Raw genomic sequence first — 24,763 nt, 5'->3', positions numbered from 1 at the left:
AAAAATTTAAAAGTTTGAAAAAAGCAATCGTAATTTTAATAGTATTGTTTTCAATATTTTCATGTAAAAAAACGGAAGAAAAAGTTGAAATCAAAATTGCCAAACCAAAGACTAAAAAAATAGATTTTGGCTTTAATTACGCTGATTTTAATGTTGTTCAGGATACTGTAAAAAAGGGAGATTCTTTCGGGTCAATTATCCAAAGTCAAAATATTGGGAACAAACAGGTTTATGATATTGTTGAGCAGGTAAAAGATTCTTTTAATGTAAGAACTATTCGATACAATAAACCTTATACGATTCTTAGGTCAAAAAATAAAACCAATAAACTACAGGTTTTTATTTATCAGCCAGATGCACTTACTTATTATGTTGTAGATTTTAGGGATAGTCTTGCAACAGCTTACAAAAAAGTAAAACCAGTTACGTTAAAGCGAAAAATAATTGGAGGTGTCTTAAAAAGCTCACTCTCGGAAACTTTAGGAAATAATAGTGTTGAAGCAGCTCTTGCAAACAGGATTACTAAAGTGTTTTCGTGGTCTATCGATTTCTTTAAACTTAAAAAAGGAGATCGTTACGGATTAATTTTTACCGAGCGTTTTATAAATGGTAAGACTTATGATGGTGTTGAAGATCTTGAAGCTGCATTTTTTGAGTATAAGGGAAAAATTATATATGCTTTCCCATTCGAGAAAGATACACTGTCCGGTAAAATAGAATATTATGATGATGAAGGGAAAACGCTGAAAAACTTTTTCTTAAAATCACCGATTAAATTCAGCCGAATCACATCGAGATTTACAATGAACAGATTTCATCCTGTACAACATACCTGGAAAGCACACAAAGGAACTGATTATGCTGCACCAACAGGGACACCGATTTCTACTACCGCTTCCGGAGTTGTAGAAGCAACAGGATATACCGCAGGAAACGGAAATTTTGTGAAAGTGAAACACAATGGTACCTATTCTACACAATATTTACACATGTCCAGAATTTTGGTACGTCGTGGCCAGCGTGTTACCCAAGGGCAAAAAATAGGATTAGTAGGCAGTACCGGATTAGCTTCGGGACCGCATGTTTGCTACCGCTTCTGGAAAAACGGAATTCAGGTAGATGCGCTTCGTCTCAATTTACCAACGGGAGAATCTTTAACGGGTAATGATAAAAATCGTTTCGAAAACAAAATAGAACCTTTAAAAAGAGAATTGGACAGTATTGGGAATTTGTAGAATTTCAAAATTCTGAAAGAGCCAAAAAATTATTTAACAAACTTCTTTCTAAATTCAGAAGGATTCATTCCTTTATGTTTTCTGAAAACTTTATTAAGATGACTTTCGTCTGAAAAGTTGAGCTCATCTGCTATTTCATTGATACGCATATCACTATTTAAAAGTCGGGCTTCGATTAATCTTAATTTATAATTGGAGATGTATTCTTGTAACGTTTCGCCGGTTTGTTTTTTAAAATACTTCCCTAGATAATGAAGAGAAATATTAAAATGTTCACTTATTATCTCCGCTTTTAATTGTTTAGGATCATAAATATTCTCTTGAATGTAATGCAATATTTCGAGCACCATTTCTCCTGTCGTTTCCTTAATATTCTTTGGCAATTTTAAGGCTATATTTCTGGCAACAACAGTAATTATTGTGTTTACGATTTGCTCCGTTACTTTCTGATGATAAATTTGCTGATTAATCTGTTCGTTTATTATACTCTCAATAAGTGATGCAATTAATGGTTTATCAATTTTATTCTTCAATATGCAACCCGGGCGATGGCTTGCATTCTGTAAAATATATTCCATTCTAAGAACCGTTTCCATTTGTCCGTTTTGAGAATTTGTTTTAATATAATATTCATTAAAACGAAGAAAAAAGAATTTCGTTGGAGTTAAAATTTCAAACGAATGAATATCCTGTGGTGTAATAAGAAACAGATTTCCTTTCCGGTAATGAAATTTATTATCATTAATAATCTGAATTCCGGTTCCATCAACAACGTATATCAATTCAAAGAAATTGTTTTTCCTGGTTATTTTCGGAAACTTTTCCAACTCCTTAAAATCAACTTCAAAAGGAAGATATAGGTTTTTATCTGTCATAATGCTAAAATACAATTTTAGTGCTAATAAGTACAATTTTCAACGGATGCTAACGCTCTAATTTTGTATCAATAACAAATTAAAAAATACAAAATGAAAATACTATTAATTGGAGGAAACGGCGAAATCGGTAAAATATTAAAACCTGCTTTTGCTAAAAATCATGAAATTATTTCAGCCGGGAGAAATAGTGGTGATTTACAAATAGATTTATCGGATATAAATTCAATCAAAAAATTATTCAAAGAAATTAAAAATATCGATGCTTGTATATGTGTCGCAGGAGATTGTTTTACTGGTGATTTGCTTTCGCTTGACGAAGAAAAATTAAATATTGGCATTAAAAACAAATTATTGGGACAGGCTAATCTGGTTTTAGTGGGTCAAAAATATTTAAATGATAATGGCTCATTTACTTTAACATCAGGAAAAATGGGAGACAAACCGGTGAAAAACAATTCGGCAAAAGCAATTGTAAATGGCGGAATCAACAGTTTTGTTCTTGCAGCTTCATTGGAACTGGAAAGAGGCATTCGGATAAACGCAATAAGCCCGGGAAAAGTTTCAGATATTCCGGTAAATGATTTGGTTAATGCTTATTTAAAAAGTGTTGAAAGTTCCATCAATGGAGAAATCATCAAAGTAAACTATTAAATTTCTAAAAATGAAAAATCTAAAAACCTATATAATAGCATTGCTAATTACAAATTTTGTTGTTGCACAAAAATCAGACAAACTAATAGCTTCAAAAACAACAGGATTATGGACATTAGTTTCTGTTGAAAATTCTGAAACAGACGGCACGAAAACATTTCCGTACGGAACAAATCCAAAAGGCAGTTTGTTTTTTGATGAAAAAGGAAATTATGCAATTCAGATTTATAAAAATAAAAGGGCAAAAATAATTTCGGGAGATAAAAATAAATGCACGCCCGAAGAAAATGCATCTATTGTTCAAGGCTCTAATTCGCATTTTGGAAAATATGAAATTGATGAAACAAATCAGACGATTACTTTTAAAATAGAAACCGCGTCGTTTCCTAATTGGGAAGGAACCATTCAAAAGAGATTTTATACATTTATAGATAATGAACTAAAATATGTTGTAACCAATACAACACAAGGGGGGAAATTAGTAACTGCAGAAGTTGTCTGGAAAAAATTGTGATGAAAATTCATAAAACGTTTTCGTAACTATTTGTTATATAATCGTGAAGCAATACCCTATTAAAACTAATTTCAGTATTTTTGTATTTCAAAAAAACAAAAACAATATTAGATAAAAAATGGCTTTAAATACAACAAATCCAACCGGAACGGAAGCGTGGAAAAATCTGCAAAATCACTATAACGCAACTCACGCAACTACGATACAGGAATTATTTCAACAGGACAATGCCCGTGTTGAGAAATTCAATTTACAATGGAATGACTTTTTAGTAGATTATTCTAAAAATAATATTAGCCAGGAAACTATTTCGCTTTTATTAGAATTAGCAAATGCTATTGGATTGAAAAGCGCTATTGCTGATTATTTTGGAGGTGAAATAATCAACCAGACGGAAAACAGAGCTGTACTTCATACTGCTTTACGTGCACCGGAATCTGCAGTTATAAAAGTAGACGGAGAGAATGTAATTCCGGAAGTTTACGAAGTAAAAAATAAAATTAAAAATTTCACAAACGAAGTCATTTCGGGAGAAAGAAAAGGTTTCACTGGAAAAGCTTTTACTGATGTTGTAAATATTGGTATCGGAGGTTCTGACCTTGGACCGGTTATGGCTGTTGAAGCATTGCAATTTTACAAGAATCACCTAAATGTGCATTTTGTTTCGAATGTTGATGGTGACCACGTAAATGAAGTAATCAAAAAATTAAATCCTGAAACAACTCTTTTTCTGATTGTTTCAAAAACATTTACGACTCAGGAAACATTAACGAATTCTGAAACAATCAAAGAATGGTTTCTGAAATCAGCAAAACAGGAAGATATTGCAAAACACTTTGTTGCAGTTTCAACTAATATTCAAAAAGTAACAGAATTCGGTATTGATCCTGATAACGTTTTCCCTATGTGGGATTGGGTTGGAGGAAGATTCTCATTATGGAGTGCAGTTGGTTTAAGCATTGCGTTAGCCATTGGTTTTGATAATTATAATGAATTATTAAAAGGTGCTAATGAAATGGATGAGCATTTTAAATCGGCTGAATTCGATCAAAATATTCCTGTAACTTTAGCTTTATTGAGTGTTTGGTATAATAATTTCTTTGGTGCTGAAAGCGAAGCTTTGATTCCGTACACACAATATTTACAAAAATTAGCCCCTTATTTACAACAGGCGACTATGGAAAGTAACGGAAAAAGTGTTGGTCGTGACGGAAAACCTGTAAACTACCAAACGGGGACTATTATTTGGGGAGAGCCGGGAACAAATTCACAGCATGCATTTTTTCAATTGATTCACCAGGGGACAAAATTAATCCCGACTGATTTCATTGGATTTGTAAAACCATTATACGGAAATGACGATCATCACGATAAATTGATGTCAAACTTTTTTGCCCAGACAGAAGCTTTGATGAACGGAAAAACTGCAGCTCAGGTTCAGGCAGAATTCGACAAACAAGGATTGTCTGCTGAAAAAGCTTCTTACTTATTGCCTTTTAAAGTTTTTACAGGAAACAAACCAACCAATACAATTTTGATTCAAAAACTGACTCCTAAAAGCTTAGGGTCTTTAATAGCTTTGTATGAACACAAGATCTTTGTTCAGGGAATTATCTGGAATATCTTCAGTTATGATCAATGGGGAGTGGAATTAGGAAAACAATTGGCCAATTCTATTTTAGAAGAAATTAATACAAAAACAATAAAAAGTCACGATAGTTCAACTTCATTTTTATTAAATCATTTTTTAAGAAATAAATAAAAATTAGTTTTTCTTTTGATAAAATTGCAACGCCTTGATTTTGAAAAATTAAGGCGTTTTTTCGTATAAAACACCCTGTAACGCCCTATAAAACATTAATATTTGAAAGTTTAAGACTACTTTACTGTAAAGATTATTATGATTTTAACAAAATATAGGCGTCTAAATTTAAAAAATCATTATTTTATTTAAAGAAAAAAGAAAAAATCGTTTTAATACGCAGTACAATAAATAAAACTTGTTTTTCTTAACATTTTGATAACACTATCTGGTTAATTTGTTATAATTTTGCCAAAAACAATAAACTAACAAATAAATGAAGACAATGAAAAATTGGTTACTTACAGGACTATTGTTTATGATAGTTTCAACCGTATTTTCTCAAGGTAAAATTACTGGTATGATTACAGACGGCATTGGTTCATTGCCGGGAGCAAACGTAGTGATTAAAGGATCTACGACAGCTACTTCTACAGATTTTGATGGTAAATTTACTCTCAATGCATCAACTAGTACAGGAGAAATCGTTATTTCTTTTTTAGGTTATCAAAGCCAAACTGTAAAATTTTCAGTATCTAATGGATCTACTACTAATTTAGGAACAATCGTCTTAGCTTCAAACTCAAACGAACTAAGCGAAATTGTAGTAAAAAGTACAACAGTGGATATTGCAAAAGACCGTAAAACACCAGTTGCAGTTTCTACTATTAGAGCAGCTGAAATTCAGGCAAAATTAGGAAACCAGGAGATTCCTGAAATGTTAAAAAGCACTCCGTCTGTTTATGTAACTAAATCTGGTGGTGGTTTTGGAGATTCTAGAATTACAGTTCGTGGATTTAGCCAAAACAATGTAGCTGTAATGGTAAACGGTATGCCAGTGAACGATATGGAAAACGGAGCCGTATATTGGAGTAACTGGGCTGGTTTATCTGATGTTACTTCTTTCATACAGGTACAAAGAGGTCTGGGATCTTCAAAATTAGCTATTGCTTCTGTTGGAGGTACTATGAACTATGTAACTAAAGCTTCTGATTTGAAGCAAGGTGGTACAGTTGGTACTTCTTTTGGTAATGATAATTTCTTCAAGTCTAACGTTTCTTACAATACAGGAAAATTAGACAGCGGATTGTCTGCATCAGTTTTATTTAGCCACACTCAAGGCGATGGATATGTTGACGGAACTCAATTTAACGGAGATAACTACTATATAGCTCTTGGTTATGCTACAAAAAACAACAAACACGATTTCCAATTAACAGTGACTGGTGCTCCACAATGGCACGATCAAAGAAATACATTTATAACCATAGCTCAGTATCAAAAATATGGTTCAGAATCTGATCCAAACATTAAATACAACTCTGATTGGGGTTATAAAAATGGAGAATCATTTAACATGGTAAGAAATTATTACCACAAGCCAGTAATCTCATTAAATTGGGATTATAAAATTAATGAAACTTCAAAATTATCAACTGTAGCTTATGTTTCTTTCGGACGTGGAGGAGGTTCTAGAGGAGCAGGTGGTATTAGAGGTTTTAACTATGCAAATAATGCATTTAGAACTGCTGAAGGTTTAGTTGATTTTGATAAAATTGTTGCTTACAATTCAGGCCAAACTGTGAACATTAACGGAACTAACTATACACGTACAACTAATGGTACAAGTGGTCAATTTCAAAACAGCTCAAGTACTGGGAATTTAACAAATTCAACAACTGGTATTTCTCAAATTTCATCAGTTAACTCACACAACTGGTATGGAGCAATTGTAAACTTTAACAAAAAATTCTCGGAGCATTTAACTTGGGATTTAGGAATTGATGTAAGAGGATACAAAGGTATTCACTACCAAAACTTAAACAATCTACTAGGAGCAGATTCATTCATTGATAATTTTGATGCGAACAATCCAGGTAGAGTTCTAACAAATACATATTCTACTTATCCTGCTTGGAATGTATTCAAAAGTACAGATAAAGAAGAAAAAATCAACTTCTACAATGATGGTGACGTAAGATGGTATGGTGGATTTACTCAATTAGAGTATTCTACAGATAAATTTACAGCATTCGTTCAAGGAGCACTTTCTCAACAAGGATTTAAAAGAGTTGATTACTTCAAATACTTGTCTTCAAATCCATTGTCTAGTACAGATTACGAAAATATCCTTGGTGGTAACGTAAAAGGTGGTGTTAACTATAACATCAATGAGCACCATAATGTATTCGTTAATAGTGGATACTACTCTAAACAACCTTTCTTTAACGCAGTTTATCCAAATAACGCGTCTTTAGTAAATGGTAATTTAACAAACGAAAAGATCTTCGCCATTGAAGCTGGTTATGGATTACGTACAGGAATTTTTGCTGCAAACTTAAACTTGTATCGTATTTCATGGAAAGACAGGTACCAAAGATCTAATGATGGAGCAACTGATAACCCAGGAGGTTATTATGATTTCTCTGGAATTACAGAAATCCACTCAGGTATTGAGTTTGATGCTACTGCTAAAGTACTTAGTAATCTTACTCTTACTGGTATGGTCTCGATCGGGGATTGGCAATATGAAGGGACAAGTACAAGTAACCGTTACGATTCAGGAAACAATCCTATTGGTGGAGGAACTGCTACAACATTATATCTTGATGGTGTAAGAGTTGGTGATGCTGCTCAAACAACAGCTGCTTTAGGAGCAACCTACGAAATTGTTCCACGTTTTAGTGTTGACGCAAACTACAACTATTATGATAAACTGTATGCTGCAATCTCTCCAGGAACATTTACTGCTGAAAATAATAAAGGTGCATTACAACTACCTTCTTATGGTACAGCTGATGCTGGTTTATCTTATAAATTATTAGTAGGAAAAAACAAAAGTAATTCAGTAGGATTTAGATTAAATGTAAACAACGTGTTTGATTATACTTACATTGCAGAAGCAAAAACAAACATATTTGCAGCTGATGTCCCAACTGTTACAACATATAAAGGTATCGCTACTACCAATCAGGTATACTTTGGATTTGGTAGAACATGGAACTTCGCATTACGTTACGATTTCTAAAATTTAGAATCTAAATAAATAATAAAAACGGCATTGACTTTTAGTCTAATGCCGTTTTTTTATAACCTTTTTTGCTATATTTGTTTTCAAACAAAAAAATAATTTATGTACCATTTTATTCAAAAACTCCACTCCGGATGGGCTTATTTGGCATTGTTAGTTTTATTAATTGCCGTTGTAAATGCTATTCTTGGTTTTACATCCAAAAAAGAATTTACTGCTAAAGACCGTAAAATTGCATTATTTGCTTTAATCGGAACACATACACAATTACTAATTGGATTGATCCTTTATTTTGTTTCTCCAAAAGGATTTGCGGTTTTAGGCCAAATGTCCGCAGATTATAGACTTACTTCATTGGAACACCCATTAATTAATATAATTGCCATCGTTTTAATAACAATCGGATGGTCAAAACATAAGAAACTAATCAATAGCGAAGCAAAGTTTAAAACATTTGCTATTTTCTACGGATTAGGGTTACTGCTTATTTTAAGCAGAATACCATGGAACTTATGGTTCTAAAAATACCAAAATAAGCCCTGTTACGGGGCTTTTTTTATCTCGGCATATTATTTGTACAAACTCCCCAAGTCTGAAAAAAAATAACTTATGAGGCATAAAAAAAAGATTTTACTCTCTATTCTTTCAGTAACTTTATTAAGTTGCTTTACCTATGTGATGAGCCAGAGTAAACCAATTGAAGGTAAACCTGCTCAGGATACTTTAAAAACGGATAAATCAAAAATCTTCACTACTCCCGAAACAGATTCTATTTTTAGTGTTAAGGGTTTAAAATTAAAACTTTATAAAAAGTCAGCTCATGCTTCTTACTATCATGATCGTTTTAATGGTAGAAAAACTGCAGATGGAAGCAGATTTAACAATAATAAATATACAGCTGCCCATAAAAAACTCCCTTTTGGCACAAGAGTAAAAGTAACAAATGAAGCCAATGGAAAATTTGTTATCGTCAAAATAACGGATAGGGGACCATTTGTAAAAACAAGAGAAATAGATTTGTCAAAAAGGGCTTTCATGGAGATTACCAAAAGCAAAGGAGCAGGTGCAATGACTGTGACGATAGAAACTATTATGAATTAAAAAATCCGAAAGTTCTAAACAAACTTTCGGATACTCAATATAATTCCGGTGTGGGTACCTTCATGGTAATTATTGAAAGATAAAGCGTCTTCTACATTTCGAAGTGTAAAACCCATACTTGTCGTGTACTCAGTATAATTTAAGAATATTTTATCCGAATAATCTTTTTCTGTCTGATGCAATGTCTCTGAAAGTAATGTTCTGATTTCATCTACTTCGGCTTGTGAAACATATCCCTCAGGTTTTGTTCCTTTTCTGTATTTGGTAATAAATTCTTCAGAAACCTTTGATGGCAGCCCCGATAATTTATAGACTAAACTTTGTTGTGCAGATATACAATGCGCTATATTCCAAATCAAATTATTACTAAATCCTTCAGGGATTTTGTTTAATTGCTCTAATGAATGACTGTCTAAAATCTTTAGAAGAATTTCTCTAATTGTTTTTTGTACATCGAAAACTGAACTCATAAAATTTATTTTTTTTATAAAATTAGGCAATTTTAAGTTTTAAATGAATTTTCTTTGTAGTGAAAAAATTATAAAAATCATGAATAAAATATACTACTTAGCTTCTTGCGACACCTGCAGAAAAATCATTAAGAGTTTACCAAAAGATAATAATCTGGTTTTTCACGATATTAAACAAAATCCAATAACTGAAGCAGAGTTAGAAGAAATGTACCAGCTTTCCGGAAGCTACGAAGCGTTATTTAGTAAAAAGGCACAGTTATACAAATCAATGGACCTGAAAAATAAATCGCTGACTGAAGCCGATTTCAAAAAATACATTTTAGAACATTATACATTTATCAGCCGTCCGGTTTTTATTATTGACAGTAAAATTTACATCGGCAACAGCCAGCAAAATATTTTGCAGGTCATGAAAGCTTTAGAATAATTTGAAATAATTACTCTAAACAATGTACTGATACTTTTTAGTATCTTTGCGCCTTTATACTCAATTATATGATACAATCGATGACAGGTTTCGGTAAAGCTTCTTTGCAATTACCAACTAAAAAAATTACTGTAGAAGTAAAATCTTTAAATAGTAAAGGTTTAGATTTGAACGTTAGGATGCCATCACTTTATCGCGAAATGGAATTAGGTTTGCGTACTTTAATTTCAACCAGACTGGAAAGAGGAAAAGTTGATTTTGCGATTTACGTTGAAAGTACTTCTGAGCAAACCTCTACGAAAGTAAATGTCCCTGTTGTTAAAAATTATATTGCCCAATTGAGAGAAGTATATCCTGATGCTGATGAGACTGAACTAATGAAAATGGCTGTTCGTATGCCGGACACCATGAAAACAGAGCGCGAGGAAATTGATGAAAACGATTGGGACCAAATTCAGGTTATAATTGAGGAAGCTTTAGTAAATATCTTAAGTTTTAGAAAAGACGAAGGGGAATCACTTGAAAAAGAATTTAATCTTCGAATTGGAAATATCCGTCAATATATGGATGATGCTTTGGCATTAGACCCGGAACGTGTTCAGGCTATAAAAGAGCGTTTGCAAACTGCTATTTCTGAATTGAAAGTTAATGTTGATGAAAATCGTTTTGAACAGGAATTGATTTATTATCTGGAAAAATTAGATATTACTGAAGAGAAAGTCCGCCTGACAAATCATTTGGATTACTTTTTAGAGACAATAGAAGGCACTGAAGCAAATGGTAGAAAATTAGGTTTTATCACTCAGGAAATGGGTAGGGAAATCAACACAATGGGTTCGAAATCTAATCATGCTCAGATGCAGAAACTGGTTGTGATGATGAAAGATGAACTGGAGAAGATTAAGGAACAGGTTTTGAATGTTTTGTAAAGGCATTAGCTTTAAGCTGTAGGCAGAAAAACGAAACGAATAAAAGCTTAAGGCGTACTGCCTAAAGCCTAAAGCATACAATAAATGAACAAAGGAAAATTAATTGTTTTTTCGGCACCTTCAGGATCGGGGAAAACAACTATAGTAAGGCATTTACTTGGGAAAGAAGATTTAAATTTAGAGTTTTCAATCTCAGCAGCTTCACGCGATCCGCGCGGAGAAGAAGTTAACGGAAAAGATTATTATTTTATTTCGTTGCCGGAATTCAAAAAACATATCAAAGCCGAAGATTTCCTGGAATGGGAAGAAGTGTATCGCGATAATTTTTATGGGACTTTAAAATCGGAAATCGAAAGAATCTGGGCTTTAGGAAAAAACGTAATTTTTGATATTGATGTAGCCGGTGGGTTACGTATCAAACATAAATTTCCGGAACAAACTTTAGCTGTTTTTGTAAAACCACCAAGTGTTGATGAATTAAAACGCAGACTTAAAGAGCGTTCAACAGAAAGTGAAGACAAAATAAATATGCGAATTGCAAAAGCTTCTGTAGAATTGGCTACTGCTCCTCAGTTTGATACCATTATTAAAAATTACGATTTGGATACTGCCAAAGAAGAAGCGTATCAATTGGTGAAGGATTTTGTGAACAAGTAAATTTATTCCACAAAGATTCACAAAGTTAAACGCAAAGGCACACAAAGCTTTGCGAATCTTCGTGAAAACTTTGCGAATCTCTGTGAAACTAACAATATGAAAATAGGTCTTTATTTCGGAACGTATAATCCCATTCATGTTGGTCATTTGATTATTGCTAATCACATGGCTGAATTTGCCGATTTAGATCAGGTTTGGATGGTGGTTACGCCTCACAATCCGCTAAAAAAGAAAGCGACACTGCTTGATGATCATCATCGTTTGCAAATGGTTTATCTGGCAACAGAGGATTTTCCAAAAATAAAACCTTCGGATATTGAATTTAAATTGCTTCAGCCGAATTACACAGTCAACACTCTGGCACATTTGCATGATAAATATCCAAACGATGAATTTTCATTGATTATGGGTGAGGATAATTTGAAAACACTTCACAAATGGAAAAACTATGAAGTGATTTTACAAAATCATGATATTTACGTTTATCCGCGTATTTCTGAAGAACCAGAAAATACCGAATTAAAATCACATCCAAAAGTTCATATTATTGATGCACCGGTTGTAGAAATTTCTTCTACTTTTATTCGGAACAACATCAAAAAAGGTAAAAACATTCAGCCTCTTTTACCATCAAAAGTATGGGAATATATTGATCATAATAATTTTTATAAGAAATAAAAAAGCCTGAATTTTTAATTCAGGCTTTTGAGCTTTAGAGTAAACTTATTATTTCACTTTTGTCCCTTCAAATTTTACTCTCGGGTCATTCATATTTACAAGTTCGTCTAATTCATAGATGTTTTGTACCCGTATCCAAAAAGGTTAATATGCATTGGTATGTTTAATGCCGGCATGATAGGTTTTCTGTTAGATAATATCTGCGTCTCCGGATTATTTTTCGGTATAGCTTTCAGAGGCAAAATCTATTGGATCACCATTAAAATTATTATAACAGTATATCAATATTTTTGTATTAGGATCTGGTATTAATTCTAAAAGGTTTTCTTGTGTAAAGTCTGTGAAATCTAAATGAATAGCTCCTTTCAAATGTTTTCTGTTAAACCTAAAATCAGAACGGCTATCTAAGATTACAACATTTTCTTCTTTGGATATTTTCATGAAAACATTGAGGCTAACCAAACGTTCGGCTCGTTGTTTTTCTAATTCTGTTACAAGATTTTAAAAATCTTGATGTCTACCAGTGCCTTAGGATAATGTTCTTTTTTTGCCATCTTAACGCTTGCGAACGAATAATGTTGGTTATAAAACGCCCAATTACTAAAATTATAATGGATACAATTTTCATGGTTTATATTTTAGTTTGTTATTTTCTATCCCTATTTTTGGATTATTATAATTGAATACTAACGTAAAGCAATATTTAATTCAGCAGCAATGGTGTCAAAAAATGTTTTCAGATTATTGTTCTTAGCGGCCAATAAATAAACATATTCTTCAGGAACGTGGAAACTATTCCATAACAATTGTAATTTATTCTGCTGAATAAATTTTCTCGCAATGCAATTTCGGGTTATGGCAATACCGGAATTTTTGGAGAGTATTTCCAGCATTTCAAATTCTGATGGAATAATATAGTTGGGGACCATTGAAGGTCTTTTTTTATTGAAAGCATGAAGCCAAAATAGTTTTATATATGGAATTCTCGCATCATGCGAATACCATTTTTGTTCATTGAGCCATTGTTCCGCTTCTGTAAAATTATCTGATTTCAATTTCTGGCGAAATTCGGTTATATCCATATTAATTGGAGCAACCATTACCAATTTAATTTTTCCAACCACTTCCTGAATGGTATCAAAAGTGTCGAATCTTTTGGAAACAATTGCAAAATCCAGTTTTTTAGAATCAACTAATTCAAAAAGCGTATCATCATTGGCAAAAGTGAAATCGATTAAATCAAATTTTGAAATTAAGCTGTTGCCAATGCAGCTGAAAAGATGTTTTGAAATACCTACAGAAATTAATCGGGTCGCATCTTCTGCTTTAGCCCTAAAGGTATTTTCTACATTTTCAAGACGATCGAGTGCATCTATAATCAAGTTATTCAGTAACTTAGCGTATTCGGTTGGTTCTACACCTTTTGATTTCCGATTAAACAATTTATTTCCAACATGAGCTTCCAGCATTGAAATTTGCTGGCTAACCGCAGGCTGACTCATAAATAACTCTTTTGCGGCGATTGAAAAATTACCATTTTTATATACCGCTTTAAATGTTCTGTACCACTCTAAATTGACCATGATATAAAATTATTTATAGCAAACATAGTTTATTTTATTTTTACAAATATCACTAAAGCTGTAAATTTGTTAAAAATTTAAAATTATGAAAAAAATAGCACTACTCGCAATAATTGCATTTACCGCTACAGGCATTTCTGCTGTGGCACAAAAATCAAATAAAAAAGGTATGAAAAAAGTATTATTTGTTGTCACCAGTAATGATAAACTGGGAAACACAGGAGAAAAAACAGGATTTTGGTCAGAAGAATTTGCTGCACCTTATTATGAATTATTAGATAAAGGAATCGAAATTACAATTGCCACTCCGCTTGGAGGACAGCCGCCGATTGATCCAAAAAGTGCTGATCCGGCTTCTGCAACAGAAGACACTAAAAGATTTGATGCTGATAAAACATTACAGGAAAAATTAAAACATACCCATAAACTTTCTACTATCAATCAGGCAGATTATGATGCGGTATTTTATCCCGGAGGACACGGTCCGTTATGGGATTTAGTTGAAGATAAAAATTCAATTGCATTAATTGAATCATTTTACACGCACAACAAACCGGTTGCTTTTGTTTGTCATGCTCCGGCAGTTTTGAAAAACGTAAAAGTAAAAGGGGAATATTTAGTAAAAGGTAAAAAAGTTACCGGTTTTACAAATGAAGAGGAAGCAGCTGTTGGTCTGACCAAAGTAGTTCCATTTTTATTAGAAGATGCTTTGACTCAAAATGGAGCAAAATTCTCAAAAATAGCAAACTGGCAGCCTTATGCTGTTGAAGACGGACTTTTAATTACAGGTCAAAATCCGGCATCCTCTAAATTAGTAGCTGGAAAATTATTAGAACAATTAAATAAATAAGATTCTAAGTTGCTAAGGTTTAAGTAGCTTAAAAAAAACTTAGAACCTTAGCAACTTAGTATCTCAGCAACTTTAAAAAAAAATCTATGTTAAACTTTGAATTATACAATCCGACGAATTTAATTTTCGGAAAAGGACAAATAGAAAAACTTTCCACTTTAGTTCCAAAAGATGCAAAAATACTGCTGGCATATGGAGGAGGGAGTATTTTTAAAAATGGAATTCACGAACAGGTTATCAATAATCTGAAAGGTTTTGATATTGTAGAATTTGGCGGAATTGAGCCAAACCCACATTTTGAAACTTTAATGAAAGCTGTTGAAATTATAAAAGCAGAAAAAATAGATTTCATTCTCGCTGTTGGGGGAGGATCTGTTATTGATGGAGTGAAATTTATTTCGGCGGCTGTTAATTTTGAAGGAGATCCGATTGATATTTTACAAAAGCGTCTGTTAATAAAAGAAAATGCAGTGCCTTTCGGAACCGTTTTAACTTTACCGGCAACAGGAAGCGAAATGAATTCCGGAGCGGTAGTGACAATTGAAGCTACTCAGGAAAAATTAGCTTTTGGAGGTAGCGCCTTGTTTCCGAAATTCTCTATTTGTGATCCGACAGTTATTGCTTCCTTGCCAAAAAGACAATTGCAGAATGGCGTTGTGGATGCTTACACACATGTAATGGAACAATATTTAACGTATCCGCACGAAGGTTTTTTACAAGACCGAATTGCTGAGGGAATTTTACAGACTTTAATTGAAGTTGGTCCAAGTGTAGTTGAAAATCCAACTGATTATGCTTTGGCTTCAAACTTTATGTGGAGTTGTACGATGGCGCTAAATGGTTTAATTCAAAAAGGAGTTCCTTCAGATTGGGCAACACATATGATTGGCCATGAATTAACTGCTTTATACGGAATTGATCATGCCAGAACTTTGGCTGTTATTGGACCAAGTTTATATAATGTGATGTTTGATACCAAAAAAGGAAAATTAGCGCAATATGGAAGACGTATTTTTGGTTTAACAGGTACTGATGATGAAGTGGCTAAAGAAGCGATTGATAAAACCACAGCATTTTTCCATACAATGGGAATGGATACTAAATTGTCACAATACACGAATGACTACGATAGAACTGCCGATTTTATAGTGAAACGTTTTGAAGAAAGAGGTTGGAAAGGTCTGGGAGAAAAACAATTGATTACTTTAGAAAAAGTAAAGTCGATTGTAGAAATGAGTTATTAAACCTGAAAATATAAATTAACAAAAAAGGCGTTCTTAAAATATTTAGGAACGCCTTTTTAAAATACTAAAACAAAACTAACTAACTCAATTTTTGCTAAATTCATTAAATTCTAAATTTATACTTATCTAATAACGTAAGAATTGTAATATTATTATGCAGCGATAAAAATATTTTTTATTTTTTTCAAAACCATTGTATTTAATGACTATTCTTAAAAATTCTTAAACTACATTTTGTGTTATTACTCCATTATTAAGTACTTTTGCTTTAAATTAATAAAATAATGCGTGAAAATTTAAAATTTGCTGTAATTGGAGGTGGAAGCTGGGCAACTGCTATTGCAAAAATGCTGTGTGTGAACCTTCCCGAAATTTCGTGGTACATGCGAAATGATGCTGCAATAGAACATATTCTAAAATATAAGCACAATCCAAATTATTTGAGTTCTGTTGAGTTCGATACAAACAAACTTAAACTGACGAATAATATTAACGAAGCAATTGAATATGCTGATTATGTGATTTTTGCTATTCCTTCGGCTTTTTTGAATGCTGAATTAGAAAACCTTACTGCTTCTTTAGAGAATAAAATAATTTTTTCGGCCATTAAAGGAATTGTTCCCGAGACAAGTTTAATTGTAGGTGAGCATTTTCATATTCAATACGATATTCCATACTACAATATTGGAGTTATTACAGGACCTTGCCACGCCGAAGAAGTGGCTTTAGAAAGACTTTCCTATTTGACAATCGCATGTGGAGATCCTGACAAAGCCCGTATAGTTGCGAAACATTTATCAAGTAATTACATAAAAGCTAAAATTTCAGACGATATTATCGGGACTGAATATGCAGCAATGCTGAAAAACATTTACGCCATAGCTGCCGGAATTGCGCATGGTTTGGGATATGGTGATAATTTTCAGTCGGTGATGATGAGCAACGGTATTCGGGAAATGCGAAAATTCATTAAGAAAGTGCATAAAATGAAACGAGACATCAATGATTCAGCTTATTTGGGTGATTTATTGGTAACAGGATATTCGGTATTTTCAAGAAACAGAATGTTTGGAAATATGATTGGCAAAGGGTATACTGTAAAAAGTGCCATGATGGAGATGAGTATGGTTGCAGAGGGATATTATGCGACTAAAAGTGCATACAAATTAAATCAGGGCTATGGTGCCAAAACTCCTATTATTGATGCTGTTTATGCAGTACTATATGAAGGGAAAAATGCAAAAACTGTTTTCAAAAAACTAACAGAATCATTAGATTAATATTAAATCTAGCGTTTTTAAAATTACATCCAACGGGTTACATCTAATCTCATAAAAAGAGCCGCTTCCTAATTTAAGAAGCGGCCCTTTTATTTTGTAAAACCGGATGAAGTAATTATTTAACCTCTCTAATTGCCGAAGCATCAATCCATCCTTCAGTTCCGTCAGTTAATTCGATTTTTTTCCAATTTTCTAAAGTTTCTTTCACATATACTTTCGCACCTTCGTGCAATAAGAAAATACTTGACCCCGCTTTTTGCGGTTCACTGCGCACTTCGGTCATTTCAGCAAATACAATTGCGGGAAGATCGTTGTCATAATGGCTTTTTTCAGTTATTCCGGCTGAGACACTTAATAGTAATGCGAACAAAAGAATAAACATTCCGATGAAATAAATTCTTTTTGAAAGCGTAAGCTGTGAAAAATAATAGCCAATAAAACTTAGTAGAAATATAAACGCTATACCGATTGAAATCCACGCCCATGTATTATAATTAAAAATACCGGTAAAGTTCTGGATTAGTTTTGCAAAACCTACTTTTGGGACATCTTTAATTTCGTCAATGGTGAGTTTTCTGGCAAACTTTAAATTGTTTAGAGTTTCTGCATCATTTGGTTTTAAGACCAGAGCTTTCTCATAATTATAAATCGAAGGAGCTACTTTATTAAGTTTGTAATAACAATTTCCTAAGTTAAAATACAATTCAGCCGAATGTTGTTTCTCCTCTTTAAGTATGTTTTCATATTCTTGAGCAGCTTGTTTGTATTCTCCTTTTTGATATAATGCATTTCCCTTTTCAAAGCCGCTTTGAGCAAAGAATACCTGAGAGATGAATAGAAAGAGGTATAATATGTTTTTCATTTGTTTATGTTTTTCATTTTGTCAAGTTGGGCGGAGTCGAAACTCAACTGTTAATCCCGACTCCGCTCGATTTGACAAATGATTATAATTTATTCAATTAGACAATCTGCTTTTCCAGTTCAGAAATAATCAAAACGGCTTTGTCATAATCCTGCTGAATAGATGCGCTTGATGCCGGAGCATAACGTGCAAACTCACAATTTTCGGTTAAGTTGATAAAACTTTGAACTGTTTCCGGATTTGAGTTTCTCGATAATAATAACTCACGGATATTGTCTTTGCTCATTTCCGAAGTTTCAATATGCAATTTGGCTTTCAGGAAATTGTGCATTGCTTTTTCCAGGGCAATATAAAATGGTTCTTTATGATTAAGCTGTTTTTTGGCTTCAGATAAATATTTCTTTGCCAGTTTATTATTCATTTTGATTCGGTTACCGGTTACATCACTGTCAATTGCTTCTTTTTTCTTTTTGGCAAGTACAATAATTGGTAAAATCACGAAAGGCAATAACAATAAGCCGTAATATAAATCAGAACCATAAAAATCATCTTTGGCGATAGGGATTAAAATTGTTTTTGATTTGATATATTTAAATTGTTCCGATTTCGAAATCACATTTTTCGATGTATTTGATGCAACAGACTCAGCCTGCATTGGCCCGTCTAAGACATCAATCATAATTTCCGGTGAGGTTATGGTTTTATAACTGCCCGAATTTAAATCGAAATAGGAGAACACCATAGGCTTTATAGCATACTTTCCTTTGTATTGAGGAATAATAGTATACTTATCCGAAATTTTTCCAGACATTCCTGCAAGCGATGTAGTCACTTTTTCATCATGAACAGGATCATACATTTCTAATGCATTTGGAACAACAGGTTTAGGTAAAGTAAATAATTTCATATTTCCTGTACCAGTTGCACTAACAATCAAATCAAGACTTTCTCCATTTTTTAAAGATGTTTTTGAAGGAGTTACCCTGAAATCAAATTTACCCACAGCACCTGTAAACCCGGGAGGCTTGCTTGTTTCCGGAAGTGCTCTTACGTTAATTGTTTTCGCACCGGCAGAAACGACTTTGTTTCCTTCTGTAATAATCATCTGGCCAAACATATCGCGGCGATTTGATGGCAGTTGAACACCAATGTCTAAAGAAAGCGGTTCAATAGTAAGTCTTCCCGATTTTTGAGGATATAAAATGGTCTTTTTTAATACCACAAAATAACATCTTTGTCCTTTATAACTGCCTTCTTCAACAACTAATTGTTTGATGTCTATGTTCTGATTCCAAAAGTCATTGTATTTTGGTTTTGATAATTCCTTAAAACCGGTTACACCAATATTATTGAAATATAATTTGTAAACTGCCGTAATAGGCTCGTTTACATATGGATTTGTTTTTGAAATCTCCGCTACCAGATTCAATGTTTCATTTCCTGTACCTTGTTGTTGTTGCGCATTAGGATCTCTTTCCTGAGCTACGGCATTGGTAACAGTTATTTTTATAGGAGTTGTTTTGTAGATCTGCCCGTTATATTCAATAGAAGCTTGTTTAATGGTAACAGTTCCTTTTTGATTTGGTAATAAAAAATAAGAATAAATTTTCTGAAAAGAACTTCTTCCATTTATCCAGGACTGACTTATTTGCTGGCTGGGACCAGCAACAATTCTAAAACCATCAAAGGATGGCTGCTCAAAATTATCCCCGTCAACATTCATAATAAAGTCGATACGAAGTCTTTCGTTAAGTCCAAGCGTATTCTTGCTTACTCTGGCTTCAAATTGAACCTGAGCCATAAGCCCCTGAAAAGTGAATAGTAATAGAATTAAATATTTTTTCATTTAATTTTTTAATTGTTTGTTTTAACAATTTAGTAATGATTATTATATTTCTTCTTTGTCAGGCTGAGCAGAGTCGAAGCCCTTTATGTTATAAGCCTTCGACCCCGCTCAGGGTGACAATATTGTTTTAAAGAAAAAGTATCTTACCAGTCTTTTTCTGTTTTTTTAGGATTTGCTTTTACCTTTTGTGCGTTTACTTTATCCTGTATTTTCTTTTCCTCGTTGTTTACGGCATCCAATAAATTCTGAACACGATCTTTTGAAATTCCTCCCGGCATTGGCTTTGGCTCACCCTTATTGTCTGATTTGTCATCTTTTTTAGGGTCGTTTTTACCATCTTTTTTATCCTTGTCCTTATCGCCCTTATCGTCTTTCTTTTGGTCGTCTTTTCCGTCCTTTTTATCCTTATTGTCGCCGTCTTTTTTCTGATCGTCTTTTTTGTCGTTCTTCTTATCCTTGTTTTTGTCTTTATTTTTGTCGTTTTTCGGAGGGTTTTCTTTTAATTTTTGTTTGGCGTAAGCATAATTATAACGTGTTTCGTCATCTGTTGGGTCATTACGCAAAGCTTGTTTATATGCTTCAACAGCTTGAGAATAATCTTTCTCTTTCATAAAAACGTTTCCTAAATTATGATAAGCTTTGTGTTTTTCAGGTCTGGTTTTTGCATCTTTAATAGCTTTACCATAAGCAAATTTAGCTTCAGAAACCTGATTTTGTCTGTAAATGGTATTCCCTAAATTATAAGAAGCTGTAGCTTTTTTTGGGAATTTTGATTGCGAAATTCTGTAATTTGCTTCAGCATCAACAAATTTATTCTGTTTATATTCCTCATTGGCATCAGGCAATGTTTTGTCTTTCTCCTGAGCAGAAACTGCCAAAGAAAAGGTTAGTAAAATATATAGAAGTAAATTTTTCATTCTGATTTGTTTATTTTTTTGTTCCGAATTTAAAGAACAATTATTTTTTTTCGTTAAATAAATTCAACTCGTTTATCCAGTTTGTTTTTTTCTCTAACAGAAAAATATCCAAAAACAATAATAAAAAGGCAAAACCCAAAAACCATTGAAATTGTGATTGAAAATCGGCCATTTGCGTTGCTTCAAACTCTGTTTTCTGAATATTGTTTAATGCATTTTTTATATATTCTAAAACTTCTTTAGTACTTCCGCCATAAACATAACCGCCTTTGGTAGCTTTTGCAATAGCTTTTAATCCTTCCTGATTTAGTTTTGTAATTACAGTTTGACCATTATTATCTTTTTGGTAACTCTCGACAACGCCATTTCTTTTTAATGGGATAGTGCTTCCTTTTTCTGTTCCGATACCAATTGTAATGATTTTTATTCCAAATTTATTGGCTTCTTCAGCTGCAGATTCAGCACCTTCAGAATGGTCTTCACCATCAGAAATCAGAATTAATAATTTGCTTGTCTTGCTTTTTTCATCAAAATATTTTGAAGATAAATAAATAGCTTCATCCAGTGAAGTTCCCTGAGATGAAACCATATCAGGACTCATACTCTGCAGGAACATTTTTGCTACACTATAATCTGTTGTAATTGGTAAAACCGGAAAAGCACTTCCTGCATATGCTACAATTCCTATTCTGTCACTTCCTAAATTATTGATGATTTGCGAAACCAATTGCTTACTTTTCTCTAAACGGCTTGGTGCTACATCTTCAGCAAGCATACTTTTTGAAACGTCAACAGCAAAAACAATATCAATTCCTTCGCGTTTAACGGTTTCCATTTTGGTTCCGATTTTTGGATTAACTAATCCTATAATCAAACAAGCCAATGCTAAAAGAAACACTATTAGTTTTAAAACCGGTTTAAAAACAGAACGCTCAGGGCTTAGTTTTTTTACCATTTCCAAATCACCAAATTCGCGTTGTTTTTTTCTTTTCCAATACATATTGAAAAGAAAGACACACACCATAATCGGGATGATAAATAATAGATATAAATATTTTTTTTCGTCTAATTCCATTTTTTAAATATCGTTTTCAGTCTCAGCTTTCAGTCTCCGTTTTCAGTAACCAATTGAAAACGGAGACTGAGACCTAAAACTTATATAAAGCTTCTGTAAACCGTGTTTCGTAATCCTATTTCTAACAACAGCAGAAATCCGGCGAGTAATACAAACATTCTATATTTTTCATCGTAATCATAAAATTTTAGTTCTTGTATTTCTGTAGTTTCTAATTTGTTGATCGAATTATATATTTGGGCTAATTTATCATTACTGGTAGCTCTGAAATAAGTCCCGTCAGTTTTTCTGGCAATACTTTTTAGTAATTGTTCGTCAATTTCTACTTTTTGCATTTTAAATAAAAATCCGCCATTTGGAGCGTACGCATAAGGAAATTCAGCCATTCCGTTTGTCCCGATTCCAATGGTATATACTTTTATTCCATATTGTTTTGCAATATCCGAGGCCGTTTCAGGTTCAATAAAACCGGCATTATTTACACCATCCGTCAGTAAAATAATTACCCTGCTTTTTGCTTTACTGTCTTTCAATCGATTTACTGCCGTTGCCAAACCCATTCCGATTCCGGTTCCGTCTTGTAAAACATTGTCATATTTTATGCCCTTTATTGCTTCAAGAATAATTGCCTTGTCACTTGTTACCGGTGTTTTAGTATACGCTTCTGAGGCATACACAACTAATCCGATTCTGTCATTCGGGCGCTCAGTGACAAAATCTGCAGCAACTCTTTTTAAAGCCTCCATACGGTTTGGCTTTAAGTCTTTTGCCAGCATACTTCCGGAAACGTCAATTGCCATTACAATATCAATTCCTTTGGTAGTTTTAGTCTGATTGCTGATATCAACAGTTCTTGGTCGTGCTAATGCAATAATTAGAGAACATAATGCAATGATTCTGAAAACATACAAACAAGGTTTTAACCTTGTTAGAAGTGATTCTGAATTTTTAAAACCTTGTATTGAACTTATTTTTAAAGTAGCTGATTGTTGGTTGCGTTTCCATAAAAACCAAACGATTGCAATTGGAATTAATAAAAACAGCCAAAAAAATTCCGGATTCAAAAAAGTTATCTTCTCCATTAGTTACTTGCTTTTTTAAGTTCAACAGAATTTAAAATTCTATCCGAAATATCATTAGCATATGTGTCGCCTTCTTCGTGAAATATAGCAATTTGCTGCAAACCACCATCTTGTTTAAACATCAGAACTTCATAATAAAGTTTAGTACTGGATTTTAGGTTTTCATTAATATAGGTAAAAGTTCCGTAGCCTTTTATGCCTGTAATTCCTTCTTTAGTCTCGAAATCTTCTTGTTTTACAATCATGTTTTTTGCACCCTGAGCTTCGATTATTTTCAAATTGCCTTCCAATGCTTTTGATAAGTCAATTTCAGTTGGATTTTTAAATTTTGAAGTCGAAACAGTTACGTAAAAATTATCAAATAAGCTTCCGTATCCAAAAAGCTGCATTTCTTTTATAAGGGCCATTGCTTCTTTTGGTAAAACTTTTTGGGTGTCTAATCGTTTTAAAACTTTAGGGGTTTCAATTAAAACACCGGGATTCCCATACTCGCTTTTTACCCATTCTCCTTCCAGTAATTCTTTTGTTGGATGTCCAAAAACATTGTCTTTTACATAATTGAAACCTTTAGTAACTACAAAAAATGTAGTAGTTGCAGTAAGTAAAAACACTACTGTACCAACAGCAATTGCAATGCGCTTGTTCCTTTTTTTCTTTAATTGAAGCTTAATCTGTTTTTGTTTTTGCGCTTCATTCAATAATTGATCTTCCTCTTCAGCAGGAACTTCTGTTGGAATTGCGTTATCAAGTGTTAAGATTGCTTTCTGGATTTTATTTCTGTCTTCGGTAATTTCAAATTCTAATGGCTTGGATTTTGCGAATTTTACCAAATCCGCCTGTCTTAAAACACGTTCCAGATTTTCAACAGTTTCAGGAGTTAAACTCATTTTCTTTTTTGCGGAAGCTGATTTTATTCCCTGAATCAATTCAGATGTAGTGCTTTCCATAGCCGGAATCTGAATGGCTTCTTCGATGTAATTACGTGCAATATCTGTTAATTCACTATAATATTCTTTTATTTCCCCTTTTTGCCAAAGTTCTTTTTTTTCCAGATTATTCAATAAACTTGTAGCTTTTTCGATGGGCGTTTTATAAACTTCCTCTTCGATTTTTTTCTGCTGGCGTTTTTTGATATACCAATAAACAAAAACACCGATTCCGATAATAATGATAAAAATTAAAAGATAAATCCACCAGTTGCCAATTCCACTGTCAACAGAAGAAATGTCTTTGATATCATACATTTTTTGTTGTAACGTATCTACTTTAATATTTGTAATCTCTACACGTAAAGAGTCTGATAAAAAAGGTTTTTTGTCAATTAAAATTTTAATACATGGAATGGTATATTTTCCGGAATCAAATTGGGTTAAGCCATATTTTTTGATCAGTTCGTAAGTGTCATTTTTCTTAACCGTATCAATTGGATAGGATTCGATTACTTCTAAAGGGCCAATGTTTTTCAGTTTAGGAAATACAACTTTCGATTTTGAACTCACCACAGTTTTAAGCGTTAGCTTAAACTCAGCCCCAATTTTATTTTTTGTGGTATCAATGCTTGTCTCCACTTGTTTTTGTTGTGCAAAAACAGCTGTAGAAAGTAAAAATAAAAATATGTATAATTTTAATTTCATTTGATTTTTGATTTC

The 24,763-nt window shown here is 32.9% G+C and carries 24 protein-coding genes; 14 read left to right on the top strand and 10 right to left on the bottom strand.

The genetic code is table 11. The features are described 5' to 3' along the window. Positions 1–14: 14 nt before the first annotated feature. Positions 15–1,235: a peptidoglycan DD-metalloendopeptidase family protein gene (locus tag PMI10_RS09570; protein ID WP_007807138.1), complete on the top strand. Its 1,221-nt coding sequence runs from the start codon at positions 15–17 to the stop codon at positions 1,233–1,235. A gap of 29 nt (positions 1,236–1,264) precedes the next feature. Here the strand turns inward: PMI10_RS09570 and PMI10_RS09565 are convergent, their stop codons facing one another. Next, complete coding sequence (locus PMI10_RS09565; RefSeq protein WP_007807137.1) at positions 1,265–2,110, bottom strand: AraC family transcriptional regulator; 846 nt, start codon at positions 2,108–2,110, stop codon at positions 1,265–1,267. 93 nt (positions 2,111–2,203) lie between these two features. On the opposite strand from PMI10_RS09565, the gene PMI10_RS09560 reads away from it, so the two are divergent. The 6 genes from PMI10_RS09560 to PMI10_RS09535 all read left to right on the top strand — a co-directional run bounded on the left by PMI10_RS09560 (position 2,204) and on the right by PMI10_RS09535 (position 9,211). Beyond that, the gene (locus tag PMI10_RS09560; RefSeq protein WP_007807136.1) at positions 2,204–2,764 is read left to right on the top strand and encodes a short chain dehydrogenase; all 561 of its coding nucleotides are present in this window, start codon (positions 2,204–2,206) and stop codon (positions 2,762–2,764) included. 10 nt (positions 2,765–2,774) lie between these two features. Then, positions 2,775–3,278, top strand: a complete 504-nt coding sequence (locus PMI10_RS09555) for a lipocalin-like domain-containing protein (protein WP_007807132.1) — start codon at positions 2,775–2,777, stop codon at positions 3,276–3,278. 118 nt (positions 3,279–3,396) lie between these two features. Further along, on the top strand, positions 3,397–5,040 hold the full coding sequence (gene pgi / locus PMI10_RS09550) for a glucose-6-phosphate isomerase (protein WP_007807130.1): 1,644 nt from the start codon (positions 3,397–3,399) through the stop codon (positions 5,038–5,040). 316 nt (positions 5,041–5,356) lie between these two features. Beyond that, complete coding sequence (locus PMI10_RS09545) at positions 5,357–8,107, top strand: TonB-dependent receptor (protein ID WP_007807128.1); 2,751 nt, start codon at positions 5,357–5,359, stop codon at positions 8,105–8,107. Between the two features lie 105 nt (positions 8,108–8,212). After that, positions 8,213–8,632: a hypothetical protein gene (locus PMI10_RS09540; RefSeq protein ID WP_007807126.1), complete on the top strand. Its 420-nt coding sequence runs from the start codon at positions 8,213–8,215 to the stop codon at positions 8,630–8,632. An 87-nt stretch (positions 8,633–8,719) separates the two neighbouring features. Then, entirely contained in the window at positions 8,720–9,211 is a 492-nt protein-coding gene (locus tag PMI10_RS09535; RefSeq protein ID WP_007807124.1) for a septal ring lytic transglycosylase RlpA family protein, read from the top strand. A 14-nt stretch (positions 9,212–9,225) separates the two neighbouring features. Here the strand turns inward: PMI10_RS09535 and PMI10_RS09530 are convergent, their stop codons facing one another. Then, entirely contained in the window at positions 9,226–9,681 is a 456-nt protein-coding gene (locus tag PMI10_RS09530) for a DinB family protein (RefSeq protein WP_007807122.1), read from the bottom strand. A 79-nt stretch (positions 9,682–9,760) separates the two neighbouring features. On the opposite strand from PMI10_RS09530, the gene PMI10_RS09525 reads away from it, so the two are divergent. From PMI10_RS09525 to nadD, 4 genes are all read left to right on the top strand, one after another. After that, positions 9,761–10,111, top strand: coding sequence for an arsenate reductase family protein (locus PMI10_RS09525; protein ID WP_035631648.1), 351 nt, complete (start codon positions 9,761–9,763; stop codon positions 10,109–10,111). Positions 10,112–10,179: 68 nt separating this feature from the next. Further along, positions 10,180–11,040, top strand: coding sequence for a YicC/YloC family endoribonuclease (locus PMI10_RS09520; RefSeq protein ID WP_007807117.1), 861 nt, complete (start codon positions 10,180–10,182; stop codon positions 11,038–11,040). 84 nt (positions 11,041–11,124) lie between these two features. Then, positions 11,125–11,697 carry a guanylate kinase gene (gmk, locus tag PMI10_RS09515; RefSeq protein ID WP_007807115.1) on the top strand — a complete coding sequence of 191 codons (573 nt, stop codon included), beginning with the start codon at positions 11,125–11,127 and terminating at the stop codon, positions 11,695–11,697. 96 nt (positions 11,698–11,793) lie between these two features. Next, entirely contained in the window at positions 11,794–12,375 is a 582-nt protein-coding gene (gene nadD / locus PMI10_RS09510; protein WP_007807113.1) for a nicotinate (nicotinamide) nucleotide adenylyltransferase, read from the top strand. Positions 12,376–12,588: 213 nt separating this feature from the next. On the opposite strand, the gene PMI10_RS22325 is transcribed toward nadD, so the two are convergent. Both PMI10_RS22325 and PMI10_RS09500 read right to left on the bottom strand, forming a co-directional pair. Then, positions 12,589–12,816, bottom strand: a complete 228-nt coding sequence (locus PMI10_RS22325) for a rhodanese-like domain-containing protein (RefSeq protein ID WP_007807111.1) — start codon at positions 12,814–12,816, stop codon at positions 12,589–12,591. Positions 12,817–13,061: 245 nt separating this feature from the next. Continuing rightward, the gene (locus PMI10_RS09500; protein WP_007807110.1) at positions 13,062–13,958 is read right to left on the bottom strand and encodes a LysR family transcriptional regulator; all 897 of its coding nucleotides are present in this window, start codon (positions 13,956–13,958) and stop codon (positions 13,062–13,064) included. An 85-nt stretch (positions 13,959–14,043) separates the two neighbouring features. On the opposite strand from PMI10_RS09500, the gene PMI10_RS09495 reads away from it, so the two are divergent. The 3 genes from PMI10_RS09495 (at position 14,044) to PMI10_RS09485 (ending at position 17,332) form a co-directional block, all read left to right on the top strand. Beyond that, entirely contained in the window at positions 14,044–14,808 is a 765-nt protein-coding gene (locus PMI10_RS09495) for a type 1 glutamine amidotransferase domain-containing protein (RefSeq protein WP_007807109.1), read from the top strand. Between the two features lie 86 nt (positions 14,809–14,894). Next, a complete protein-coding gene (locus PMI10_RS09490; RefSeq protein WP_007807108.1) occupies positions 14,895–16,052 on the top strand; it encodes an iron-containing alcohol dehydrogenase in 1,158 nt (385 codons plus the stop codon). 284 nt (positions 16,053–16,336) lie between these two features. Then, the gene (locus PMI10_RS09485; RefSeq protein WP_007807107.1) at positions 16,337–17,332 is read left to right on the top strand and encodes an NAD(P)H-dependent glycerol-3-phosphate dehydrogenase; all 996 of its coding nucleotides are present in this window, start codon (positions 16,337–16,339) and stop codon (positions 17,330–17,332) included. A gap of 115 nt (positions 17,333–17,447) precedes the next feature. On the opposite strand, the gene PMI10_RS09480 is transcribed toward PMI10_RS09485, so the two are convergent. From PMI10_RS09480 to PMI10_RS09455, 6 genes are all read right to left on the bottom strand, one after another. Continuing rightward, positions 17,448–18,194: a tetratricopeptide repeat protein gene (locus PMI10_RS09480; protein ID WP_007807106.1), complete on the bottom strand. Its 747-nt coding sequence runs from the start codon at positions 18,192–18,194 to the stop codon at positions 17,448–17,450. 97 nt (positions 18,195–18,291) lie between these two features. Next, positions 18,292–20,040 carry a BatD family protein gene (locus PMI10_RS09475; RefSeq protein WP_007807105.1) on the bottom strand — a complete coding sequence of 583 codons (1,749 nt, stop codon included), beginning with the start codon at positions 20,038–20,040 and terminating at the stop codon, positions 18,292–18,294. Positions 20,041–20,183: 143 nt separating this feature from the next. After that, on the bottom strand, positions 20,184–20,957 hold the full coding sequence (locus PMI10_RS09470; protein ID WP_007807104.1) for a tetratricopeptide repeat protein: 774 nt from the start codon (positions 20,955–20,957) through the stop codon (positions 20,184–20,186). Positions 20,958–20,997: 40 nt separating this feature from the next. Continuing rightward, positions 20,998–22,032 (bottom strand): vWA domain-containing protein, encoded by a 1,035-nt coding sequence (locus PMI10_RS09465; protein ID WP_007807102.1) that lies wholly within the window; start codon positions 22,030–22,032, stop codon positions 20,998–21,000. An 80-nt stretch (positions 22,033–22,112) separates the two neighbouring features. Beyond that, positions 22,113–23,114, bottom strand: coding sequence for a vWA domain-containing protein (locus PMI10_RS09460; RefSeq protein WP_007807100.1), 1,002 nt, complete (start codon positions 23,112–23,114; stop codon positions 22,113–22,115). Next, positions 23,114–24,748, bottom strand: coding sequence for a hypothetical protein (locus PMI10_RS09455; RefSeq protein ID WP_007807099.1), 1,635 nt, complete (start codon positions 24,746–24,748; stop codon positions 23,114–23,116). Before PMI10_RS09455 ends, PMI10_RS09460 begins: the two co-directional genes overlap by 1 nt. Positions 24,749–24,763: the final 15 nt, after the last annotated feature.

The sequence above is a fragment of the Flavobacterium sp. CF136 genome (assembly GCF_000282055.1).
Lineage (GTDB): Bacteria > Bacteroidota > Bacteroidia > Flavobacteriales > Flavobacteriaceae > Flavobacterium.
Note: the sequence above shows the minus strand (reverse complement) of the source record. Positions and strands in the feature narration are given on the sequence as shown.